Origin of the sequence: Acidocella sp. MX-AZ03, from assembly GCF_027626035.1 — a bacterium.
In the GTDB taxonomy this organism is placed as follows: domain Bacteria; phylum Pseudomonadota; class Alphaproteobacteria; order Acetobacterales; family Acetobacteraceae; genus Acidocella; species Acidocella facilis.
Genome location: NZ_CP110774.1, coordinates 1,904,658 through 1,925,330, shown reverse-complemented (window position 1 = coordinate 1,925,330; position 20,673 = coordinate 1,904,658). Strand labels below are relative to the sequence as shown.

Sequence of the window (20,673 nt, the reverse complement as noted above, 5' to 3'; positions counted from 1 at the left end):
AGCATCAAGCTAAAAGCTTGATGCTCTAGATTTCTTGCTGAACATTGTGCGGGGTGAAGAGCCGCCCGCGTTCGGCGATGGCCACCACCGCGAATCCGGCCAGGCTGCAGAGGCAGAAGCCCAGCGCCAGCGGCCGCAGCGTGCCGTCGAACTGCAGCCCGATGACGATGCCGATCAGCGCCGAGCCCAGCATATTGATGAAGCCCTGCACCGCGGCGGCGGTGCCGGCGATATGGCCGAGCGGCTCCATCGAAATGGCGGAGAAATTCCCGGCCAGCAGGCCGAAGGAGAACATCATCGCGGTCTGGATGATGGCGAAATGCCAGAGCGTGTCGGTGCCGGCGAAGGCGGCGCCGGCCTGGGCGGCGGCGGTGAGGATGAAGCCGAGCATCGCCCCATGGGCAAGCCGGCGCATGCCGAAACGCTCGACCAGCCGGGCATTCAGCAGCGCCGCCAGCGCCATGCTGATCGAGCAGATGGCAAAGATGGGGGGAAACAGAGCCGGGCGGTGAAAAATCTCGGCGAAGACCTGCTGGGCGGAATAGATGAAGCCGAGCCAGGCGCCGAGCAGCAGCATCGCCGCCAGTGTGTAGCCGAGCGCGGTGCGGTTACGTAGCGTCGCAATCGCAGCGCTACGAAAGGGCCGCCAGGCGACGGGGCGGCGATCCGCCAGGGCCTGCGTCTCCGGCAGCCGCCAGGCGACCCAGAGGGCGGTGAGCCCGGCATAGAGGCCGAGCGCCACGAAAATCGCCCGCCAGGGGGCGACCAGCAGCAAGGCCTGGCCAAGAGAAGGGGCGATGATCGGGGCGCCGAGAAACACCATGAAGGAGAGCGAATTCACCTTCGCCATCTGCCGGCCGGCATAGCAGTCGCGGATCAAGGCGGTGACCATCACCTGCGAGCCGGCGGCGGCGATGCCCATCGCGGCACGAGCGGCGAGCAGGGCATTGAAGCTGCCAGCCAGAGCGGCGGCGAAGGCGCAGAGCGTGTAGAGCCCGAGGCAGCCCAGCAGCAGCTTTCGCCGCCCGAAGCGGTCCGCCACCAGCCCGTAGCCGAGCTGGCTGGCGCCGAAGGCGATGACGAAAATGGCGATGACCCATTGCCGCTGATTGCCATCGCCCAAATGAAAGCTGGTGGCGATGGCGCCCAAGGCGGGCACCATCATGTCGATGGCCAGGGCCACAATGGTCTGGATGATGGCGATGGTGGCGACGAAGGCGCCGAAGGAGAGGCCGGGATGTGGGGAGGGGGCGCCTTGCATGGCCGCCTATATGGCGGGACGGCTCCGGCGCCACAACACCACGCCCAGCAGGGCGGAGATGAGGAAGGTGGTGGCCCCCAGCATCAGGATATAAGCATGGTCCGGCGCGCTGCCGCGCCCCAGCAGCGCGAAAACCACGGTTTGCGGGATGAAGCCGATGGCGGAGGCGGCCAGGAACGGCAGCAACCGCACGGAGGTGAGGCCGGCGGCGAGGTTGAGCAGCAGATTATTGCCCACCGGCATCAGCCGTAGCATCAGTGTGGCGGTGAAAGGGTGGCGGACCAAGGTGCGATCCAGCCAGGCCAGGCGCTTGCCGAATTTGCGCCGGCAGAAATCCTGCGCCACGGCGCGGGCCCAGATGAAATCCAGGCTGCAGGCGAGCACCTGCGCCACCAGGGCGATGGCGGTGCCATAGAGCGGGCCAAAGGCATAGCCGGCGGCGAAGGCGGGGATCTGCCGGGGCAGGCCGATGGCGATGAGCAAAGTGGAGAGCACCAGGAACAGCCCCTGGCCGCGCGCCCCGCCCTGGGCCAGCAGGCTGGCAAGCGTGCTCTGCGCGGCGCCATGGCCGAGCAGCGGCAGCGCGGCGGCAATGGCGATCAGCCCCCCGCCATCAAGGCCGGTTTCAGCGCCTTGGAGGTGACGGCGGCGAGCCCCATGGCGCGGGAGGGCTGCTCTTTATTCATTCGACGATCTCGACCTGGGGTACCTTCCAGCGGCGCTGCAGCCAGGCGACCCCGGCGAGATCGACGATGCCGACCTTCAGACGTTGCCAGTTATTGTAATGCGAGGCGCCATGGGCGCGGGCATGGTGGCGCACCGGCACCGAGACCACCTGGCCGCCGGCGCGGATGAACAGAGCCGGCAGGAAGCGGTGGATATGGTCGAAATGCGGCAGCTCCAGGAAGGCCTGGCGGCGGAACAGCTTGGCGCCGCAGCCGGTATCGGGCGTGGCATCCTTCAGCGCCCAGGCGCGCACGCGGTTGGCCAGACGTGAGCCATAGCGCTTGGCGTTGGTATCCTGCCGGTTGACGCGGTGGCCGGCGATCAGCACGGGCAACGGCCCCTTGGCCTCGGCGGTGCGGATGGCCTCCAGCATGGCGGGAATATCCGCCGGGTCGTTCTGGCCATCGCCATCCAGCGTGGCGATATAGGTGCCCTTGGCGTGCTTGACGCCGGTGATGACGGCGCCGCTCTGGCCGCAGCTCTTGGCGTGGCGCAGCCGTACCAGGGTGGGCAGGGTCTGGGCGATTTCGGCCAGGATCCGCGGCGTGGCATCTGAACTGCCGTCATCGACATACAGAATCTCGTGGGCGAGCCCGGCCAGGGCCGTGCTGATCGCCTCGATCAGCGGCTTCAGGTTGGGGGCCTCGTTATGCACCGGCACCACGACCGAAATCAGCGGTGCGCCAAGGGCAAAATCGGCTTCGGAGATCGGGCGCGGATCGATGTTCATGATGGCATTAACAATCAGCATTGGGGCGTATCTATGGCGTTTCACCCCGTTTGCATTGCGAATTGTGACATGGCCCGCGCTGGCGCGGGCCGCAAGAGCCGGCGCGCCGCTTGGCTTGTTCCCTGTGCATCGCTATAAGCCCGCTCGACCATAAGGGGGCGGGTAACAGGACTCGCCTATAAGATTTAAGGATCTGACGGAATGTTGATTTCGTTACCGCCGGATTATCGGCCATCGGACGACGAAGAGTTCATGAATCCGATGCAGACCGAGTATTTCCGCCAGAAATTGCTGCGCTGGCGGGCTGATCTGGTAAAGGAAGCTAATGGGACGCTGGCCTCGCTGGGCGAGGGTGGGATTCTCGAAGCCGACATCACCGACCGTGCCAGCGTTGAGACCGACCGGGCGCTGGAACTGCGCACCCGGGACCGGGCCCGCAAGCTGATCGGCAAGATCGACCAGGCGCTGCTGCGGATCGAGAATGGCTCTTACGGGTTCTGTGAGGAAACCGGCGAGCCGATCGGGCTGAAGCGGCTGGAGGCGCGGCCGATCGCGACCATGTCGATCGAGGCGCAGGAGCGCCATGAGCGGATGGAAAAAGTTCACCGCGACGACTAGGCACAAAAAACCGGGGCAAATGCCCCGGTTTTTTGTGCCCGATAAATAAGTTGCAAAAGTTTTTTGGGGGCGCCCCTTTTTTTCAAAAAAGGGGCGCAAAACGTTTGGGGCGGTGGCACGGACAGCGCCACCACCCCAAACGCTTGTGGGGACTTTTTGTAAAAAGTCCCCACCCCTCCTGCGCCTTTCCATCGCCGCTACGCAGCGATGGAACCCTGGGCGCCTGCGCCCCAAAAACTTTTATTAGTTGAGCCGCAGCGCCGCGGCGTTGGCATTGGCCACCTGGCGCTGCTCGGCCACCTGGGCCTTCATCGATTTCTGCAGCTTCTCGAACGCCCGCACCTCGATCTGGCGCACGCGCTCGCGGGAGATGTCATAATGCTGGGAGAGATCTTCCAGCGTGGTCGGGTTGTCCTTCAGGCGGCGCTCGACCAGGATATGGCGTTCACGCTCGGAGAGGGTCTTGAGCGCGGTGGCGAGCAAGGCCTTGCGGCCGGTCAGCTCCTCGCGCTCCGCCAACTCGGTTTCCTGGCTTTCGGAGTCGTCCACCAGCCAATCCTGCCATTCGCCCTCGCCATCCATCTTGATCGGCGCGTTCAGCGAATTATCCGGCGAGGAGATGCGGCGGTTCATGTTCACCACATCCTGCTCGGGCACATCCAGCACGGTGGCGATCTTGGTGACCTGCTCGGGGGAGAGGTCGCCGTCATCGATCGCCTGCATCTGGCCCTTCAGGCGGCGCAGATTGAAGAACAGTTTCTTCTGCGCGGCGGTGGTGCCCATTTTCACCAGGGACCAGCTATGCAGGATATATTCTTGGATGGCCGCGCGGATCCACCACATCGCATAAGTGGACAAGCGGAAGCCACGATCCGGATCGAACCGGCGGACGGCTTGCATCATGCCGACATTGCCTTCGGAGATCAGCTCGGAGACAGGCAGGCCGTAGCCGCGATAGCCCATGGCGATCTTGGCGACGAGACGAAGATGAGAATTGACCAGCTTGTGGGCGGCCTGGTGGTCGCCATGGTCACGCCAGGAGCGGGCCAGCGCCTCCTCCTCCGGGTGGGAGAGCATCGGGTATTTGCGGATCTCCTGCATATAGCGGGAGAGGCTGGCATCGGGCGCCAGGCTGGACATTGTGGAGGCCATACGGAAACTCCTCGGCTTTCGTCTCCTCCGCTCTGGCCCAGCCAATCCGGCGCCGGCAAAGGAAACGTCATTTGAATTTTTTCAACGCTCAGACATTAACAAACTTATCCCGCGGCGCCGCTTAAAAGCAGCTAAACAAATGGTCAGGAATGTTCATGAACTGAACGCGTCGAGGCGGAGTGTACGTACGTTCGTCCGGAGGCGTCAATAAAAACGACCGTCTTAGTCCTGTTTCAGGCGCATGCGAGCAATGCGTCCTGCAAGGCTTTGAAATCGCTGGGTGGGGGGCTGGTGAAGCGCAAAGCCGCGCCGGTGATGGGGTGGGCGAAGCCCAAAGTTTCGGCGTGCAGGGCCTGGCGGGGGAAGTCCAGAGCCATGTCCCGGACCTCCGGCGGCAGCAATTTCGCAGCCGCCGGGCGGCGGCGCAGATAGACAGGATCGCCGATCAGCGGATGGCCGATATGGGCCAGATGCACGCGGATCTGGTGGGTGCGCCCGGTCTCCAGCCGGCAGGCGATCAACGAAGCCGCCAGCCCGCCTGCTCCAGCACCTGATAATTGGTGGCGGCGTGTTTGCCGTTGCTTTTGACCACCGCCATGCGCTTGCGGTCCTTCGGGTCGCGGCCGATATCACCCTCGATTCGGCCCTTGGCGGGATTGGGCAGGCCCCAGCACAACGCCAGATAACGGCGCTCAATGTCGCGGGCGGCGAAGGTGGCGGAGAGGCGGGTGAGGGCAAGCTCGGTTTTCGCCACCACCATGAGGCCGGAGGTGTCCTTGTCCAGCCGGTGGACGATGCCGGGCCGGCGCTCGCCGCCAATGCCGGTAAGGCTCTCGCCGCAATGAGCGATGAGGGCATTGACCAGCGTGCCGTCCGGGTTGCCGGGGGCGGGATGGACGACCATGCCGGCGGCTTTATCGAGGATGAGCAGGGCGTCATCCTCATAAAGAATGTCCAGCGGCAGCGATTCGGGCTGGGGCAAAGCGGGCGCGGCGGCGGGCAAAGCGAGCTGGTAGAGGGTGCCGGGCTGCACGGTCTCGGAGGCGTCGGTGGTGACGATGCCGTCGCGCCTGCAGGCCCCCTCCAGGATCAAGGCCTTGACGCGGGAGCGCGAGATGGTGCCGATGCGCGCGGCAAGGTAGGAATCAAGCCGCTGCCCGGATGCGTCCGGGCCAGCCAGGATGGAGTGAGATGCAGGATCAGCCACAGAATCTACGCGGGTTGAAGGCGGCGGTGGGGATTATGGGGGTGCTGATCGTCATCGGCACCACGGTCGTCATCGGCACGATCATTCACCGTCTCTATGCCAGATTTTCCGCGCCGTCGACGCCGAGCGTGGCGGCGGCCAGCGTGCCGGCGCCGGGTGCCGTGCAGGGCGTGGTGCAGGGCGTGGTGGCGCAGGGCGCGGCGGTGCCGGCCGGCGGCGGCCCGGCGGCGGGCGGCATGGTGGCGTTGCAACCGGGCGAGCGCGTGGCGGGAATCGCCAGCGCCGGGGCGGAACTGGCGATCTGGGTGCGCGGCCCGCAGGGCGAGCGCGTGCTGCTGCTGGACCCCGCCACCGGCCAGAGCCATGCGGTGCTGGCCGGGCCGTGAAGAGCGCGCGGCCCGAAAAAATCTGCCCGGCCTGCGGCCGCCCCTTCGCCTGGCGGCGGAAATGGGCGAAAACCTGGGACCAAGTGAAATATTGCTCCGCCGCCTGCCGGGAGGGGCGATATGAGCGCGCAAAAAAAGATGCTTTGCCGCTTGTCAGGCCCCGCACGGTAGATTAAGCAGCGCCCCACCTTTAGTCCCCATCGTCTAGAGGCCTAGGACATCGCCCTTTCACGGCGGTAACAGGGGTTCGAATCCCCTTGGGGACGCCATTCCCGAACAAAAGTAATAACTTCGTTCGGCGTGTTTGGCAGGTCAGCAAGAGCAGCCCGCACAATCAGAGATTTCGGCCCGGTGAGTTCAATCGCCTGTTTGCTGACGACAACCTTGTCCACGAATAATTTGATGTAGGCCTTGCGCAGGTCCGGCGGCGCTTTGTGCAAAGTGGCGCGGACGGTTTCGCTGAGGCGCTGGAGTTTGGCCTCTGTAAGCTGCGGGCGGTTGGTCGGTTGCAGGGCGGACGCCTGGTCAAGCTGCGCGGTGAGGGTTTTACGTTTGGCTTTCAGCGCGGTCATGCGTTCGCGCAGCGCGGGATCGTCGACCTCCATCAGCCCGTCTTCGACCATGCGCAGCAGGCGCTTGATGGCGCCGTCCGTCTCGGTCAGGTCGGCCTTGATCTGGCCGAGTTGGCTGCGCTGCTGCTGGGCGTCGGCCTTGGCCTTGTCGAGATAAGCAGAGACGAGGTTGGCAAGCCTGTCAGGCGCGAAGATGCGCTCGGACAGCGTGTCGATCACCGCGTGGTCGAGCTTGGGCATCGAGACGGTGCAGCCTCCGCAGCGCGTAGGCCCCTTCTGGGCGCGTCCGGCGCAGGTGTAATAGCGATAGCCTTTGCCGGTCCGCAGCGTCATGCCCGCGCCGCAATGGGCGCAGATGGCAATGCCGGTCAGCAAGGTTGGCGAGCTCACCACCCGCGCGGGCGTTCTGTTCGGGGCGCGTTCGCGCAATTGCGCCTGCACCGCTTCCCAGGTTTCGCGGGAGATGATGCGCGGCACCTCGACGCTGATCCACTCCTCGCGCGGGCGAATGGCGCCGGTCCGGCTGTCCTGCACGTTGAACCAATGCTGGCCCATGTAGGTCTCGCCGGTCAGGATGCGATGAATGTTGGAGATCATGAACGGTTTGCCCCGAAAACGCTCGCCGCTTGCGTTCAGTTTGGTAACGATGGCCTTCACGCCGAGCTGCACGCCTTCCGCCCCTGGTAGAGGCCAAAGATGCGGCGCACGAGCGCGGCCTCGGCCGGGACGATCTCCAGCCGCTTTTTGACCTTCTGGCCGCGCTGTTCGGCCTGGACAACTTGATAGCCAAAGGGCGGGCGGCTGCCATTCCAGAATCCCTGGCGGGCATTCTCCTTCATGGCGCGGGCGGTGTGTTTGCCAATCTCCTTCGAAGTGTAGGCATCGAAGGCGACGAGAATGCTCTCGACCATCTGGCCGGTAGGGTCATCGGCGAGAGGCTGGGTGATGGATTGGATGGCGATGCCGGCTTTGCTCAATGTTCGCTTCGCCAGCGCGTAGGCCAGATTGTCGCGCGCGAAGCGGCTGAAGCTGTGCACGACAACGATGTCGAACGGGCGCGGCTGCAGGCGGGCATCGGCGAGCAATTGTTGAAAGACCTGCCGGCTCTCATCGGTCCCGGAGGCACCCGGCTCGATATACTCGCGCACCAGCTCATGCCCCTGGCGCTCACACCAGGATCTGGCCTGGGCGATCTGATCGGGGATGGACAGATCGGCTTCCGCCTGACGGACGGTGGAGACGCGGGCGTAGACCACCCCGCGCCTGGCCGTGATGGCAGGCGCGGGGGCGGGAGCAATGCGGAGCTTCATTTGTCTGGTTCCGAGAGGATCTGATTGATCAGGTTGCCGAATAAAGCTGCGAACAAGGCGTGTTCCTGATCGGTGACAGGTAGGGTGGGCGCAGCCACGCGCTCAACCGCCGGGAGATTTTGCTCCCGGCGGCTTGGCAGGCCCGATTCGGTGTTCCCACGCTTGCGCATGGGCGCGAGTATCGAGGTGCTGCACCGAAAATTTTTGGGTGGCCTGCACCGTGGCACCTAATTCGAGCCAAATTCCAATTGCAACGAGGTGTTTTGCAATTGGATCAGCGGAAAAATACGACATCAGAGGGGACCGCCGGATTTTTTGATCCGGCGGCTGAGGGCTTCGTGGTTGCGACTCGTCGTGTTCAAGCCGCCACAACTACAGCTGCGGCGCGATATGCGTCGCGTGCGATTCGAGAAGCGCCTCAATTGCCGCCACCATATCCGTGGCGATCTTGGTTTGCGGTTTGGTCCAGGCGGTATTTGCAGTCAGGCGTTCCACGAAGGCTTCGGCCTTGGCTTTGATCAGCCGCAGATCCCGCATCATGTCGCCGACGCGCATGCCGGCATCTTCCAGAGACGAGAGCAAGTCCTGCTGCTCAGCACTGGCGGGGGTGAGGCTGCCGGTAGGCTGGCGGCGCTGGGCATGGAGGCGCGGCGGCCATATCCGGTTTGTTGCAGGCTCACAGCGAGAACGCGCTCACCGGGTTCCGGCACGTTGAGGCCGGGGAAGAGCAAGTTGAGGTGGTCCAGCTCGAAGATCGCCTCTGCGAGGTGGGCGGCGAGTTCGCCTGAGGAGAAGGCCAAAGCGTCAGTGATCTCGATGAGAAGGTCAAAATGATAGACCCGTCCATTCAATCCGCTCATGCCGCAGGCCCCTGACGGTGACGGATGATGCGTACATGCGCGGGGCCGATGAAGCACAGCATCACGCCGGAGCGCGCCGGCAAGGAGGACAGGGACACAGTGACACCGCCGGGCAGGTCGATGCCGTCTTCAGATAAAAGGTAGGTGGTCTCCGACGAGACAAGGCGCGGTGGCGCGGTGAACGCGGTGAAGTGATCATCGCCCACGGTGATACGCTCACCGCTTTCGATGGAAAGCACGAGTGTCAAAGCAAAACTCCTTTTGGGTTAAAAACGGAATCTTAGCCGCCAGCCAGGCCAGGGCAAGAGAAAAAGCTTGAGAAATGAAAAATAAATGCTTTTAAAACAGCAGCTTAATCGGAAGCTCCGGTCTTCTTCTCGCAAGGGGCTGCCCCGTTCTAAGGGGGCGGCCCACACGAGGCCGCAAGGCGTCACCTTGTTTGTCGGCCCGCGTGGCGCAGTGCCTCATGCGCGGCGAGCAGATGTTTGGCGCGTTGGCCGAGCAGATAATAACGCTCGGTGGTGCGCGGGTTGCTGTGGTCGAGCAGAGCGGGCGCTTCGCGGGCATGGTCTGGCGCCTCGATAGCGTAGGTACTTGCCGCCGAGGCACGGAAGGCATGCGGGTTGATGCTATAGCCGAGGGCGGCCTTTGTGCGCGCCGCGATGATCTTGCGTAAGACCTGAGCGCTCACCGGCCGGCCGCTCACACCGATCCAGAGCGCGCCGTCGTCGGTACAGGCAGGCGCCTTGGCGAGCAGGCGGGGGCGCACCTGCTCTATATATAAGTGCAACACCTCAACCAGCTCCGGTGGCAAAGGATGAATGGCGGCCTTGCGGGTTTTTGTTTCCTCAGCCGCCCATTGCAACCGCCATTCGCCATCTTGTGCCTGATGCAGATGCTCATCCAGACGGATCACTGAGAACTGGGTGATGCGCACGGGCACCAGGATCAGCATCAGAATGATCAGCCCGTCCCGGTAGGCCAACGGGTCCTGGATCGTGGCGGTGCCAGCGAAGGCCGCTTCGATCAGTTCGTGCCCGACGTTCAGCAATTCATTGGCGTGGGTTAGAGCCTTGGCTTTTGCTGGCTGGCGTTTGGCATGGCTGGAGAGAAGGTTGCGCATCTGCTGCAGCCAGCCCCAGTCGTGATCCGGCGCCAGGCTGCGCATGACACCGTAAAGATCGTTGACGGATTTTGCGAGTGTGCCGGGCTGGAGCTGTTTTCCGCGCGCCTGAAGGAAGAGCGCCAGCCGCCCGGTGGTCATCCGGCTGGCCAATGGCTGTGCCAGTAGGGAAGGTTCGTTTTGTTCGAGATGACGCAGCCACACGCCGTAATGCCTGCCGGCTTCGTGGCGTTGCCGGGAGCACCAACGGCAAAGCGGTGGCGGTTGGACCATGAACGGGCTGGGCTGCTGCGCCGCCAGCCACGCAACGCGGTCCTGCTCGGGCCACTCCGCAAATGGCATGGCGCGGCGTGGTGCTAACTCAGCGCTCATTCTGTTGTCCTTTCAGCAGTGCGCGTTGGCCGGAACGCTGTTGCTGTTTGGCAAGCAACAGCCTCTGCGCCCGGCGTTTGGCGAGCAGCGGTCGGACCGGCGCGTAAAAACGCAGCGTTGTCTCCACGCTGTTATGGCCCAGCACGGCCTGCACGGTGCTGTGCGCGTCCGGATTCTCCTCCAGCAGCAGTTTGCCGAGATAGGCGCGTGTCACATGGGGCGTCACATCGAGCCCGGCATGGTAGGCGGCAAGATCCTTGAAGCTTTGCAGCGCCAGGCTGGTCGCCAGATGCCCGCCGGACTGGCTGGGGAACAGGTAGGGAGCCTGCAGGCGCTCGGGCGCGCATGTACCCGGTCGATATTCGGCCAGCCAGAGATCCAGCAGCGCCGTGCTCTCCGGGCGCAATTCCGAGATCAGCGTGCGGCCGTTTTTGACCTCCTCGCCGGGATTGGTCAGGACCGCGATGCGCTGCTTGTTGCGGGTGGCGAATGTCACGTGCTTGTCGAGCTGCAAATTGACGATGTTGCCGACGCGAAGCCCGGTATCCAGCGCGATGGCCGTGAATAGCGCGGTACGCATCAGCTTGATCGCCCTGGTATCGACCTTATCTCGCTTGCGTGCGGCGCGGGCCAGGGATGTGGGCAATAGCGCCATGTTGACGGTCTTGGCGTCATCATCGAATTGGCACAGCCGCTCAAAGCTGCGTGGGGACATCTCGCCAGGGGCGCCGCGCAGGCTCGTCCAGAGATATTCCAGCTGCGTGATTTTGCCCTGAGGCAGCCGAAGATAATCCCGGGCGATGAAGTAATAGAGGAAGGCGATATAGCCGAGATGGCCACCTTTCTGCCGGCCTGTCCGCGCCGCGAGAAAGCTCAGCACGCATTGAAGTTCCGCGACGCCAACCACTGTGGTGAGGCTGGTGATGTGTGCCGCGTCGCAATGCCCCGTCCGCACCAGGATCGAGGCTGCCCGGCGCAGCGCGTCGCGATAGTTGGATATGGTCCTAGCACGTAGCGTGCCATTATTGCGGCCTTTGGGAGAGGCTGGCACGGGCAGCGAGCCAGTCTTGCTGATGGCGGCGAGCAGATGTTCGAGCTCAGCCTCCGGGCGGGCCAGCCAACTCTCTACGTCCTCGGCAAAGCCTGCCGGGAAGCTCGACCAGGGCAGCGCATAAAAGCGAGTTTCGGCGAGTGGGGCGCCGAGATCGATGCCGGGCCAGTCAGGGCAGTGCCGGCGACCATGCGCCCAGGCGGCGACTGTGCCACGCACGAGCTTGTCCGCCTTGGAGCCGAGATTGGTCTCTCGCAGAATGGCGCCAAAGCGGGTCAGATGCGCCTGGGTGATCTCATCGGGTGCCCAGCCTTTTGCTGAGGCGACATGGGCGAAGCGGCTGAGTTTGATGGCGATGGGGCGCCGCCAAGCTTGGCCATCAGCGCGGTCCAGTCCGGCGAGAGCGGCGTGACATGCCGGCCGGGCATGATATCGTGGCCGGCCAGCCGCAGCGCCCGTCGCAGATTCGACTTGAACGCCGCCATGGCGTTGTCGGTCTTCATGCCCAGGAGGGCAGGGGTCAGGCGCTCGAATTTGCGGCGAAGCTTTTCGATATCAACAGGGCCGTGCAGGCCCTGGGCTGAGACGAGGCTGGCCGCTTTGGTCACCGCGCCGCGCAGGTTTTCACGGACCTTTGGAGTGAGGCCGGGGGCGTTCTGCACGGCGATCAGCACGTCGCTGAAGCGGGTCGCGGGCGAGGGATTTAGAACCGGCGCATCGATGGCCGGGGTGATCGTCGCGTTACTTACGCAATCAAACATGATCATTCCTTATCAGTCACAAGAAGGGGTAGGGGTTTTTTTTTTGTTGAAGAGGGCCGGTGTTATTGTGTGCGCCTGATCGAACGCGCTCAGACGTGATCAGACGCGCACATCCCTCTGGCGGGTCATGGCGTTCAAAGCTCGCGGTGGCGTGCGATGAAGACGCGCAGTTCGGCGGGCTCGAAGTAGAGCCGCCCGTTGATGCGCACGGGCGTAAGCGAGCCATCGGCCACCCGGCGGCGAATGGTCACGGCCGAGACGCCGAGAAGCTTGGCGGCTGCCGCGAGCTTGATTAGCCCCTCGACAGGGCGGTCAGCCGCAGTGCGGGCCTGGGCCGGGAGAAAAGAACGGAACGCATTGGTCATGGATACCTCGTGAAAGTGAACGAGGCATCATGGCGTCCGATTCGCGGGGGGCCGGGGCAGTGTCTGCCAAGTGGTGCAGATCGTGATCCTCCCCCGAAAATCGACAAATTCGGACTTATCGTATCGTATATCGCTGGCTGCCGGGTTATTGTGCGGTTATGAAACGGTTTGCCCACTCGGTGCCAAATCTCTCCGATGAGACCCTATGGGAGCCGTTGAGCGATCACCTGCGCGATGTCGCGGGCATGGCGGGAAAATTTGGAGATCCGTTGGGCCTGGGCGTTTGGGCACATGTTGCGGGTCTTTTACATGACATCGGCAAAGCCTCGGATGCTTATCAATCCTATATTCGAGGCAAGGGGAGCAGTCCTGACCACAGCACAGCGGGAGCGCGGGAAGCTGTACAGCAATTTGGGTTGCCGGGGCGGTTTTTGGCCTTTGCGATCGCTGGACACCATGCCGGCTTAGCTGACGGCAAGATGCTAAACGAGCGGCTCTGCAAGAAATTGGAAAAATACACTGGCTGGGAAGCGTATACAGGTGCCCTACCGGCGCTGACTTCGCTTGCAGATAAACGGCGAAACCCGGAAAAAAATTTTAGCCAAGCGTTTTTCGTACGGATGTTATTCTCCTGTTTGGTGGACGCGGATTTTCTGGCCACCGAGGCGTTCTATAGTCCCGGAGCCACTCTGAAGCGGGATGGCTTCTCCGCCATCTCTACGCTCCAAACCCGTCTCGCCCGCTTCATGGCGGGGATTACCAAGGATCAGGCGCTGGGGCTCAACGGCTTACGCCATCAAATTTTGACACATGCGGTGGCGCGCGCCGAATTGCCGCCAGGGCTATTTACCATGACTGTGCCAACGGGGGGCGGCAAAACTCTGGCGTCGCTCTCCTTCGCTCTGAGGCATGCGGTAAAGCATGGGCTGTGCCGCGTTATCTATGTCGCGCCATACACGTCGATCATCGATCAGACCGCGCAGGTCTTCAAGAATGCCCTGGGCGACGAGGATGTGCTCGAACATCATAGCGGCCTGGATTGGGAGGAGGCGGAGAAGGAAGGCGACCCTGACGGTGTCCAGAAACTCCGCAACGCAACGGAAAACTGGGTCTCGCCCATCATCGTGACTACGGCGGTGCAGTTTTTCGAGAGTTTGTTCGCCGCTAAGCCTTCGGCCTGCCGCAAACTGCACAATATGGCGCGGAGCGTGATCGTGCTCGATGAAGCCCAGACCCTACCTTTGCCGGTGTTGCGCCCGTGTCTGGCGGCACTGGAGGAGCTGACACTGAATTACGGTGCCTCCGTCGTGCTGTGCACCGCCACTCAACCGGCTTGGCGGCGGCAGGACGGTGCATTGCCCAGCATCAAAGGCTCCCGTCAGCTAGGGCTCGATATCCCTCAGAGTCGGGAATTAGCGCCAGACCCAGTCGGCCTGTTCGCAGCGCTGAAGCGTGTGCGTGTTGAGGTCTTGCCCTCTCCGGTGACGGATGCCGACATCGCGGCCCGCTTCGCTGAGCAGGAGCGCATGCTGTGCATTGTCAACAGTAGAGCCCATGCCAAGTCGTTGTTTGATGAAATTGCAGCTTTGCCCGGCGCACGGCATTTGACAACCTTGATGTGCGCCGCCCATCGGAGCGAGGTGCTGACACAAATCCGCGAAGATTTGGCTGACCAACGCCCGGTTCGGCTGGTCGCGACGAGCTTGATCGAGGCCGGAGTCGATATCGATTTCGCCGAGGTTTGGCGGGCCAGAACTGGCCTTGACTCGATTGCCCAGGCGGCGGGGCGCTGTAACAGGGAAGGCAAGCAGGCGGGTTTGGGGCGTGTGGTCGTGTTCACACCGGCCGCCAGGCAAGCGCCAAAAGCCTTTCGCGCCTTCGCACAGGCCGCTGAAGGCGCGCTGAACATGCCTGATCCGCTCGGGCTCGATGCGGTTCATCGCTACTTTCGAGAGCTTTACTTTAATAGAGGCGCGGAGCGTCTGGATGCGTTGATGATCGACGGGCTTCCGGGTGTTTTAAAGGCCATCAGCGATGCTGATCTCCCCTTCGCGAGTATCGCAGAGGCCTTCAAATTAATCGACGAAACGATGCGAGGCGTTATCGTCAATTGGCAAGGCCGTGTGACTGAGGCACTGGCGGCGCTGAGAGCCGCCCCTGTGCCGCCCCGCAACGTCATGCGCAAACTCCAGCTATTCACGGTGCCGGTGCCAGAGGCGATGTGGAAGGTCCTGCGTGCAAGTGGCGGCATCCAGCCAATTCGCCCCGAAGACTATGGTGAGCGGTTCATGCTGGTTGAGAATTCCCGTCTATATGATGACACGACGGGTTTGCTGACCAGTGATGAGGGGGTACTGATTTTTTAAAGTTCTTTTAATATGAGGTTGCGCGGTTTTGAGATTTGAGACACGCTGGGCGTGTAAATAAAGGGATTCGGAGCGGCCTCTCATGAGTTACGGCATCCGTCTGCATGTGTGGGGGCAATATGCCTGCTTTACCCGCCCGAGATGAAGGTTGAACGCGTTTCATACGATGTGATGACGCCCTCCGCCGCGCGAGGGATTTTGGAGGCGATTCATTGGAAGCCCGCGCTCCGGTGGCATGTTGACCGGATTCACGTGTTGAAGCCGATTAGCTTTCAAACCATCCGGCGTAACGAGGTGAACGACAAAATCTCGGAATCAACGGCGCGAAGCGCCATGAAGCGCCGCGACCTGAAGGGGGTGTGGCTGTCGGCTGGAGGCGGCATTGGTACCCAGCGCTCGACAACGCTGTTGCGGGATGCCGCTTATGTCATAGAGGCGCATTTTAGCCTTACCGACAAAGCCGGCGCTGAAGATACCGAAGCCAAGCATATTTCAATGTTCAACCGCCGGGCGGCAAGTGGGCAATGTTTTCACCGGCCGTGCCTAGGGACGCGGGAGTTCGCCGCCGATTTCGCTTTGATCCAGGATGGCGCGCCAATGCCCGCCAGCACCTTGCCTGTGGCCGACCAAAACCGAGATCTGGGTTGGATGCTGCACGATATCGATTTCGTCAACGGCAATACCTCACGCTTCTTTCGTGCCCGACTTGAAGAGGGGGTGCTCGACGTCGCCAAATTAGCCGCCGAGGGATGGTGGCGTGACGATTCTTCAGTCGCTCAATCGTTACTATGGCCGTATGGCGGCGCGGGGTGATGCCGAGCCCCAGGATATTCAAGGAAGTCCATCGAACTTTGCCTGTGGTTGAACCCAGATGGCACCATCGCCAAGGTAGAGGATCTGAACGATTATACAAAAAAGAAGCCGCAAGCGCGCAGGCTGGCGGTACCGCAGGAAGTGATCCGTACCTCTGGTGTCTGCAGTAATTTTCTTTGGGACAAGACGGCTTATACGCTGGGCATTGGGCGGGACAAAGACAAGAAATCAGTTCGATTTTTCGAGAAGGAGCACGCGGAATTCGCACGCCTGCATCACGAGCGTTTGGCGGGCACGAACGATGCTGGATTGGCGGCTTTGTTGACTTTTATCGACTCATGGCGGCCTGAAACATTCTCCGAGGATGGTCGATTCACGCCGGACATGTTGGATAAGAACGTCGTGTTCGGCCTGGCGGGTGGGCCGCTTGAATATCTGCATGAGCGTTCGGCGGCACAACGGCTGATCGGAGTGCCAGCACAGGTGTGGAAAGCCAGCATTTGCTTGGTGACGGGTGAAAAACAGCCTATCGAGCGGCTGCATCCCGCCATTCAAGGCGTTGACGGCGCGCAGAGTTCCGGGCGAGGTTGGTTTCGTATAATGCGGATGCTTTTACCTCTTATGGGGCCGATAGCGGAGCCAATGCTCCGACCTCTGTTCAGGCAGCTTTTCGCTACGGCACGGCGCTGAACCGTCTCCTGGACCGCGACAGCCGCAATCGGCTCAAAATCGGCGATACGACGATCGCCTTCTGGGCCGATGCGGATGGGGGAGGTGAAGCCTCCGCCCGCGCCGCCGAAGAGGCTATGGCGATGTTCATGGAGCCGCCAGATGATCCCTCCGAGGCCAATAAGCTCCGCGAAACCTTGGCGGATATCCGTGCCGGGCGGCTGCCCGGGGCGTTTCCAGCCCTTGAGCCCAATACGCGCTTTTATATCCTTGGTCTGGCCCCCAATGCCGCCCGTCTGGCCGTACGGTTTTGGCTGGAGGACAGTTTCGGTAATTTCTTCGAACGCCTCGGCTCACATTTCGAGGCGCTGAGAATCGAGCCTGAGCCTTGGACGCGCACGCCATCCATTAACTACCTGCTTGTCCGTACCACGGCCCTGCAGGAAAAATGGGACAATGTGCCGCCACTCCTGGCTGCAGAAACAACCCGCGCCGTGCTCTCTGGGCAGCCTTATCCGCGCACATTGCTCGCCGCTGTGATTATGCGGCTGCGCGCCGGCGATACATTTACCGGCTGGCACGCCGCGATCATTAAAGCCTGTATCAACCGCCGTTCCAAGGAGACGCTGCCCGTGGCACGCGATACTGAATACCCAGATTCGGCCTATCAGCTTGGCCGCCTATTCGCGGTGCTCGAAGCCGCGCAATACGCGGCGCTCGGCAAGGTGAATGCCACCATCGCCGACCGTTATTATGGCGCCGCCTCGGCGACGCCCGCGCGCGTGTTCGGAACCCTCCTGCGTAACGCACGCAACCATATTTCTGATGCCATGAAGCGCGGCAAGGGTAAGTGGGTCGAGCGTCGCTTAGATGATATTTTTGCTCATTTGCCGACGGAATTCCCAAAAACGTTAAGCCTCGAAGCGCAGGGGCGTTTTGCGGTTGGTTATTATCATGAGCGTGCCTGGCGTGGTCCTGGCGACGCTTCGCCACAGGAAGAGGATAACAAGGAATGAGCGCGCTCCTGACGCAGCGGCACGATTTTGTGCTGTTCTTCGATGTGACCAATGGCAATCCCAATGGCGACCCGGATGCCGGCAACATGCCGCGCTTGGACCCGGAAACCAGCCGAGGGCTAGTGACAGATGTCTGCCTTAAGCGCAAAATCCGCAATTGGGTCGAACTAAGCCGCGAGGATCGAGCGCGCTATCGTATTTATGTGACCGAGGGGCAGTGCTCAACGAAAAGCACCGTGAAGCCTATATCGCCGAATGCCCGGACTACAAGGACGTGAAAACGGCGGCAAAGCTGACACCAAAAAGCGACGAAGACGCCCTGAAGCTGCGCAAATTCATGTGCGACAATTTCTTTGACATCCGTGCCTTTGGCGCCGTCCTCTCGACCGGTATCAATTGCGGCCAGGTGAGGGGCCCGGTGCAGCTGAGCTTTGCCGAATCCGTCGAGCCGGTATTGCCGCTGGAGATCTCTATTACCCGCATGGCCGCGACCAGCGAGAAGGAGAAGAAGGACCTTGCCGAAGGCGATGACGAAAAGCGTGGTGACAAGCGAACCATGGGCCGCAAACATATCATCCCCTACGGGCTTTATCGCGTGCATGGCTATGTTTCCGCGCCTCTCGCGTCACACGGCACGAAGGGCACGGGTTTCACCCAGGACGATCTGGAGGTTTTGTTCGAGGCGCTCGATCAGAACATGTTCGAGCACGACCGCTCCGCCGCGCGAGGCGAGATGGCTAAGCGTAAGCTGTTAATTTTTAGGCACGAATCGCCTCTCGGTAACGCGCCGTCCCACGAATTGTTCGGACGAATCACCACGTTGCGTCGCTTCAAGGGGCAGACCCATGCGATCGGCGATGAGGCTACGGATAACTGGCCTCCGGCTCGAAGCTTCGATGATTATGAAATTCGCGTTGATCGTGACAATTTGCCCGCTGGCGTGGAGTTGATCGAGCGTTGACCCTGGTGCCAGGGACGGATGCGCAGGAAGAGGCGCTGATTCCGCTGTCGGCCTTGCAGCATTTTTTGTTCTGCCCTCGGCAGTGTGCTCTCATTCATGTGGAGCAGCTTTGGGCAGAGGATAGAGCCACGGCAGAAGGCCGGGCTATGCACCAACGTGCCGATACTGCACCGTCGGAGCGTCGGCAGAATGTCAAAATTCTGCGTGCGCTTACTCTTCGGTCTTTCGGGTTGGGCGTGACAGGTAAGGCGGATATCGTGGAACTGCGCGATGGTCAGCCTTACCCCGTGGAGTACAAACGCGGCAAGCCAAAGGCACACCGTGCCGACGAGGTGCAACTCTGCGCACAAGCCATCTGTCTGGAGGAGATGTTCAGTACCGCTGTACCCGAGGCGCGTTGTTTTATGGCGTTACGCGGCGGCGTGTGGAGGTCGCGTTTGACGATACCCTTCGCACCTTGACACAGGATATTGCACGGCAGACCCGCTCACTAATGACGTCAGGTCAAACGCCCGCGCCGGTATTCAGGCCGAGCTGCGCTAATTGTTCGCTGCATGATCTTTGCACTCCAGAGAGTTTGCAGTCGCCGCCGCGCATCGCCTCCTGGCTCGAACGTCAGATCGGACGTTGAGCATGCGCAGGCACCTCAACACGATTTATGTGACAACTGAAAATGCCTGGGTCCGCAAGGATGGTGAAAATTTGGTTGTGGAGGCTGAAGCGCAGGAGTTAGGCCGTGCACCTCTCCATATGCTTTCTGGCCTGATTTGCTTTAGTCGAGCAGGCGCTTCGCCGGCCGCCCTGGCTGCCTGCGCCGAGGCAGGAATTTGTGTTTCGTTCCTTGAACCAAATGGGCGCTTTCTTGCCCGGATGGAAGGCGCGCGCAGTGGCAATGTCTTGCTCCGTCGCGGTCAATACCGTTCTGCCGACGATGGGGGGCGTAGCGTTCCCATCGTAAGGGGTATTGTCGCGGCCAAGACGGCCAACCAGCGCGCCGTTGTCCGTCGGGCACTCCGAGATCACGGCGAAACTCTCACGGACGAGGCTTGTGGGGCTTTAGCCCGTGCAGAGACGCGGCTCTCGGACGTTGTCCGCCGCGTATTGCTCAATGATAGTGTCGCCTTGCTGCGTGGTCTGGAGGGGAGGCGGCCCAAGTCTATTTTGCCGTGTTCACTCACCTAATCCGCGCTGAAGAGTTTTCCTTTTCCGTGCGCTCCCGCCGTCCTCCGCTGGACCCGGTAAACGCCTTGCTCTCTTTTCTCTATGCGATGCTGGGGCATGATTGCCGCTCGGCGCTGGAGGGGGTGGGGCTCGATCCGCAAGTCGGGTTTCTCCATGCTGATCGGCCCGGGCGAGCTAGCCTGGCTTTGGACTTGATGGAGGAGTTCCGACCTATCCTGGCGGATCGCCTCGTACTGAGCCTGATTAACCGCCGCCAACTTACGTCGCGTGACTTCGTCATTGAAGAAGGGGGAGCGGTAAGGTTGACCGACGATGCCCGTAAGACGGTGTTGGTGGCGTACCAGGAGCGCAAAAAGGACGAGTTGGTGCATCCGTTTTTGAACGAGAAGGTTACACTTGGCTTGGTGCCGCATATTCAGGCGCAGTTATTGGCGAGACATTTGCGGGGAGACCTGGACGGTTATCCGGCCTTTATCTGGAAATAGCGGCCATGCTGATGCTTATTACCTACGATGTTGGCACAACGACCCCCGCTGGTCGGAGGCGGCTGCGGAGAGTGGCGCGAGCCTGTCTTGACTATGGGCAACGCGTGCAGAACTCGGTGTTTGAATGTGAGGTAGACCCTGCGCAGTGGGTCGAGTTGCGTGCCCGGTTGATCAACGAGGTTCTGCTCAAAGAGGATAGTTTGCGCTTTTATCGGCTGGGTGCGGATGGTCGGCGGCGTGTTGAGCATGTAGGTGCAAAGCTAGTAGTGGATTTAGAAGGCCCTCTGCTATTTTAGCCGCGCGAACCTGAAGCGGACAACTACCTCCAGGCCGGTTCGCAGAACAAAAATCTTTGATAATTGAATATGTTATTTTTGAAGCAGTTAATTTAACCTCCTCTTCGAGGTTAGACGTGAGATGTTCGCGCATTTGCAAAAAATGACGCCGGCAATTTCTATGAATATAATCAAGGGGTCGCCCCCACGCGGGGCGTGGATCGAAACATCAACCCGGCCTGGAAATCGTTCCAGCTGACCGTCGCCCCCACGCGGGGGCGTGGATCGAAACCTTTTCAACGTCGGCTGGCAGCGCGCAAAATCGAGTCGCCCCCCACGCGGGGGCGTGGATCGAAACATGGAATTGAAAAAATACAACATCGGGCCAGTGGTCGCCCCCCACGCGGGGCGT

General features: G+C 61.6%; 22 protein-coding genes, 1 tRNA gene, 5 pseudogenes and 1 CRISPR repeat array (1 of these 29 cut by a window edge). Of the genes and pseudogenes, 12 read left to right on the top strand and 16 right to left on the bottom strand.

Annotated elements, in window-relative coordinates:
- Positions 1–25: 25 nt before the first annotated feature.
- The 3 genes from GT370_RS10710 to GT370_RS10700 all read right to left on the bottom strand — a co-directional run bounded on the left by GT370_RS10710 (position 26) and on the right by GT370_RS10700 (position 2,738).
- A complete protein-coding gene (locus GT370_RS10710) occupies positions 26–1,261 on the bottom strand; it encodes an MFS transporter (protein ID WP_008494645.1) in 1,236 nt (411 codons plus the stop codon).
- A gap of 6 nt (positions 1,262–1,267) precedes the next feature.
- Complete coding sequence (locus GT370_RS10705; protein WP_270183054.1) at positions 1,268–1,756, bottom strand: TVP38/TMEM64 family protein; 489 nt, start codon at positions 1,754–1,756, stop codon at positions 1,268–1,270.
- Between the two features lie 187 nt (positions 1,757–1,943).
- Positions 1,944–2,738, bottom strand: a complete 795-nt coding sequence (locus GT370_RS10700) for a glycosyltransferase family 2 protein (RefSeq protein WP_008494648.1) — start codon at positions 2,736–2,738, stop codon at positions 1,944–1,946.
- 183 nt (positions 2,739–2,921) lie between these two features.
- On the opposite strand from GT370_RS10700, the gene dksA reads away from it, so the two are divergent.
- Positions 2,922–3,335 carry an RNA polymerase-binding protein DksA gene (gene dksA / locus GT370_RS10695; RefSeq protein WP_026440636.1) on the top strand — a complete coding sequence of 138 codons (414 nt, stop codon included), beginning with the start codon at positions 2,922–2,924 and terminating at the stop codon, positions 3,333–3,335.
- Between the two features lie 243 nt (positions 3,336–3,578).
- On the opposite strand, the gene rpoH is transcribed toward dksA, so the two are convergent.
- The 3 genes and pseudogenes from rpoH to GT370_RS10685 form a co-directional block, all read right to left on the bottom strand.
- Positions 3,579–4,487, bottom strand: a complete 909-nt coding sequence (rpoH, locus tag GT370_RS10690; protein ID WP_035180392.1) for an RNA polymerase sigma factor RpoH — start codon at positions 4,485–4,487, stop codon at positions 3,579–3,581.
- Between the two features lie 233 nt (positions 4,488–4,720).
- The gene (locus GT370_RS21450; protein ID WP_442865554.1) at positions 4,721–5,008 is read right to left on the bottom strand and encodes a hypothetical protein; all 288 of its coding nucleotides are present in this window, start codon (positions 5,006–5,008) and stop codon (positions 4,721–4,723) included.
- A gap of 6 nt (positions 5,009–5,014) precedes the next feature.
- Positions 5,015–5,694 (bottom strand): annotated as a pseudogene (locus GT370_RS10685) (pseudouridine synthase); the annotation flags it as partial.
- On the opposite strand from GT370_RS10685, the gene GT370_RS10680 reads away from it, so the two are divergent.
- The 3 genes from GT370_RS10680 (at position 5,679) to GT370_RS10670 (ending at position 6,349) form a co-directional block, all read left to right on the top strand.
- Positions 5,679–6,080, top strand: coding sequence for a hypothetical protein (locus GT370_RS10680; protein ID WP_270183053.1), 402 nt, complete (start codon positions 5,679–5,681; stop codon positions 6,078–6,080). The pseudogene GT370_RS10685 and the gene GT370_RS10680 sit on opposite strands and share 16 nt — an antisense overlap.
- A complete protein-coding gene (locus GT370_RS10675) occupies positions 6,077–6,256 on the top strand; it encodes a DUF2256 domain-containing protein (RefSeq protein ID WP_008494652.1) in 180 nt (59 codons plus the stop codon). The genes GT370_RS10680 and GT370_RS10675 overlap by 4 nt, the downstream gene beginning before the upstream one ends.
- Before the next feature lie 17 nt (positions 6,257–6,273).
- Positions 6,274–6,349, top strand: a tRNA-Glu gene (locus GT370_RS10670).
- A gap of 567 nt (positions 6,350–6,916) precedes the next feature.
- Here GT370_RS10670 and GT370_RS21445 read toward each other — a convergent pair.
- The 10 genes and pseudogenes from GT370_RS21445 to GT370_RS10620 all read right to left on the bottom strand — a co-directional run.
- A pseudogene (locus GT370_RS21445) lies at positions 6,917–7,309 on the bottom strand (recombinase family protein); the annotation flags it as partial.
- Positions 7,306–7,962, bottom strand: a complete 657-nt coding sequence (locus GT370_RS10660; protein WP_270183051.1) for a recombinase family protein — start codon at positions 7,960–7,962, stop codon at positions 7,306–7,308. The gene GT370_RS10660 and the pseudogene GT370_RS21445, both read right to left, overlap by 4 nt.
- A 102-nt stretch (positions 7,963–8,064) precedes the next feature.
- Positions 8,065–8,256 (bottom strand): hypothetical protein, encoded by a 192-nt coding sequence (locus tag GT370_RS10655; RefSeq protein ID WP_144052758.1) that lies wholly within the window; start codon positions 8,254–8,256, stop codon positions 8,065–8,067.
- Between the two features lie 78 nt (positions 8,257–8,334).
- The gene (locus tag GT370_RS10650; RefSeq protein ID WP_270183050.1) at positions 8,335–8,517 is read right to left on the bottom strand and encodes a hypothetical protein; all 183 of its coding nucleotides are present in this window, start codon (positions 8,515–8,517) and stop codon (positions 8,335–8,337) included.
- Positions 8,499–8,822: a hypothetical protein gene (locus GT370_RS10645; RefSeq protein WP_270183049.1), complete on the bottom strand. Its 324-nt coding sequence runs from the start codon at positions 8,820–8,822 to the stop codon at positions 8,499–8,501. The genes GT370_RS10650 and GT370_RS10645 overlap by 19 nt, the downstream gene beginning before the upstream one ends.
- Positions 8,819–9,070 (bottom strand): hypothetical protein, encoded by a 252-nt coding sequence (locus GT370_RS10640; RefSeq protein ID WP_008494656.1) that lies wholly within the window; start codon positions 9,068–9,070, stop codon positions 8,819–8,821. Before GT370_RS10640 ends, GT370_RS10645 begins: the two co-directional genes overlap by 4 nt.
- A gap of 182 nt (positions 9,071–9,252) precedes the next feature.
- Positions 9,253–10,317 carry a tyrosine-type recombinase/integrase gene (locus GT370_RS10635; protein WP_083878698.1) on the bottom strand — a complete coding sequence of 355 codons (1,065 nt, stop codon included), beginning with the start codon at positions 10,315–10,317 and terminating at the stop codon, positions 9,253–9,255.
- Positions 10,307–11,587, bottom strand: coding sequence for a tyrosine-type recombinase/integrase (locus tag GT370_RS10630; protein WP_270183048.1), 1,281 nt, complete (start codon positions 11,585–11,587; stop codon positions 10,307–10,309). Before GT370_RS10630 ends, GT370_RS10635 begins: the two co-directional genes overlap by 11 nt.
- Positions 11,588–11,643: 56 nt before the next feature.
- Positions 11,644–12,129, bottom strand: a complete 486-nt coding sequence (locus tag GT370_RS10625; protein ID WP_270183047.1) for a hypothetical protein — start codon at positions 12,127–12,129, stop codon at positions 11,644–11,646.
- Positions 12,130–12,263: 134 nt separating this feature from the next.
- The gene (locus GT370_RS10620) at positions 12,264–12,494 is read right to left on the bottom strand and encodes a helix-turn-helix domain-containing protein (protein WP_008494659.1); all 231 of its coding nucleotides are present in this window, start codon (positions 12,492–12,494) and stop codon (positions 12,264–12,266) included.
- Between the two features lie 215 nt (positions 12,495–12,709).
- On the opposite strand from GT370_RS10620, the gene GT370_RS10615 reads away from it, so the two are divergent.
- The 8 genes and pseudogenes from GT370_RS10615 (at position 12,710) to cas2 (ending at position 20,282) form a co-directional block, all read left to right on the top strand.
- The gene (locus tag GT370_RS10615) at positions 12,710–14,860 is read left to right on the top strand and encodes a CRISPR-associated endonuclease Cas3'' (RefSeq protein WP_270183046.1); all 2,151 of its coding nucleotides are present in this window, start codon (positions 12,710–12,712) and stop codon (positions 14,858–14,860) included.
- 141 nt (positions 14,861–15,001) lie between these two features.
- A complete protein-coding gene (gene cas5c / locus GT370_RS10610; protein ID WP_442865417.1) occupies positions 15,002–15,673 on the top strand; it encodes a type I-C CRISPR-associated protein Cas5c in 672 nt (223 codons plus the stop codon).
- 48 nt (positions 15,674–15,721) lie between these two features.
- Positions 15,722–17,358 (top strand): annotated as a pseudogene (gene cas8c, locus GT370_RS10605) (type I-C CRISPR-associated protein Cas8c/Csd1).
- Positions 17,355–18,319 (top strand): annotated as a pseudogene (gene cas7c, locus GT370_RS10600) (type I-C CRISPR-associated protein Cas7/Csd2). The pseudogenes cas8c and cas7c overlap by 4 nt, the downstream one beginning before the upstream one ends.
- A gap of 5 nt (positions 18,320–18,324) precedes the next feature.
- Positions 18,325–18,780, top strand: a complete 456-nt coding sequence (gene cas4, locus GT370_RS10595) for a CRISPR-associated protein Cas4 (RefSeq protein ID WP_270184384.1) — start codon at positions 18,325–18,327, stop codon at positions 18,778–18,780.
- Positions 18,744–18,950, top strand: coding sequence for a Dna2/Cas4 domain-containing protein (locus tag GT370_RS10590; protein ID WP_270183045.1), 207 nt, complete (start codon positions 18,744–18,746; stop codon positions 18,948–18,950). The genes cas4 and GT370_RS10590 overlap by 37 nt, the downstream gene beginning before the upstream one ends.
- A gap of 2 nt (positions 18,951–18,952) precedes the next feature.
- Positions 18,953–19,986, top strand: a pseudogene (gene cas1c / locus GT370_RS10585) (type I-C CRISPR-associated endonuclease Cas1c).
- A 5-nt stretch (positions 19,987–19,991) separates the two neighbouring features.
- Entirely contained in the window at positions 19,992–20,282 is a 291-nt protein-coding gene (gene cas2, locus GT370_RS10580) for a CRISPR-associated endonuclease Cas2 (protein ID WP_008494667.1), read from the top strand.
- Between the two features lie 244 nt (positions 20,283–20,526).
- A CRISPR array of direct repeats spans positions 20,527–20,673; the repeat unit is 27 nt; unit sequence CCCCCACGCGGGGGCGTGGATCGAAAC; it runs 920 nt beyond the window's last position.

What these genes read in the sequence shown, in the direction of transcription:
- GT370_RS10710 (WP_008494645.1), bottom strand. Translation starts at nt 1,261, where the DNA reads ATGCAAGGCGCCCCCTCCCCACATCCCGGCCTCTCCTTCGGCGCCTTC.
- GT370_RS10700 (WP_008494648.1), bottom strand. Translation starts at nt 2,738, where the DNA reads ATGCTGATTGTTAATGCCATCATGAACATCGATCCGCGCCCGATCTCC.
- rpoH (WP_035180392.1), bottom strand. Translation starts at nt 4,487, where the DNA reads ATGGCCTCCACAATGTCCAGCCTGGCGCCCGATGCCAGCCTCTCCCGC.
- GT370_RS10680 (WP_270183053.1), top strand. Translation starts at nt 5,679, where the DNA reads ATGCAGGATCAGCCACAGAATCTACGCGGGTTGAAGGCGGCGGTGGGG.
- GT370_RS10660 (WP_270183051.1), bottom strand. Translation starts at nt 7,962, where the DNA reads ATGAAGCTCCGCATTGCTCCCGCCCCCGCGCCTGCCATCACGGCCAGG.
- GT370_RS10655 (WP_144052758.1), bottom strand. Translation starts at nt 8,256, where the DNA reads ATGTCGTATTTTTCCGCTGATCCAATTGCAAAACACCTCGTTGCAATT.
- GT370_RS10650 (WP_270183050.1), bottom strand. Translation starts at nt 8,517, where the DNA reads ATGCGCGTCGGCGACATGATGCGGGATCTGCGGCTGATCAAAGCCAAG.
- GT370_RS10645 (WP_270183049.1), bottom strand. Translation starts at nt 8,822, where the DNA reads ATGAGCGGATTGAATGGACGGGTCTATCATTTTGACCTTCTCATCGAG.
- GT370_RS10635 (WP_083878698.1), bottom strand. Translation starts at nt 10,317, where the DNA reads ATGAGCGCTGAGTTAGCACCACGCCGCGCCATGCCATTTGCGGAGTGG.
- GT370_RS10625 (WP_270183047.1), bottom strand. Translation starts at nt 12,129, where the DNA reads ATGTTTGATTGCGTAAGTAACGCGACGATCACCCCGGCCATCGATGCG.
- GT370_RS10620 (WP_008494659.1), bottom strand. Translation starts at nt 12,494, where the DNA reads ATGACCAATGCGTTCCGTTCTTTTCTCCCGGCCCAGGCCCGCACTGCG.
- cas5c (WP_442865417.1), top strand. Translation starts at nt 15,002, where the DNA reads ATGAAGGTTGAACGCGTTTCATACGATGTGATGACGCCCTCCGCCGCG.
- cas2 (WP_008494667.1), top strand. Translation starts at nt 19,992, where the DNA reads ATGCTGATGCTTATTACCTACGATGTTGGCACAACGACCCCCGCTGGT.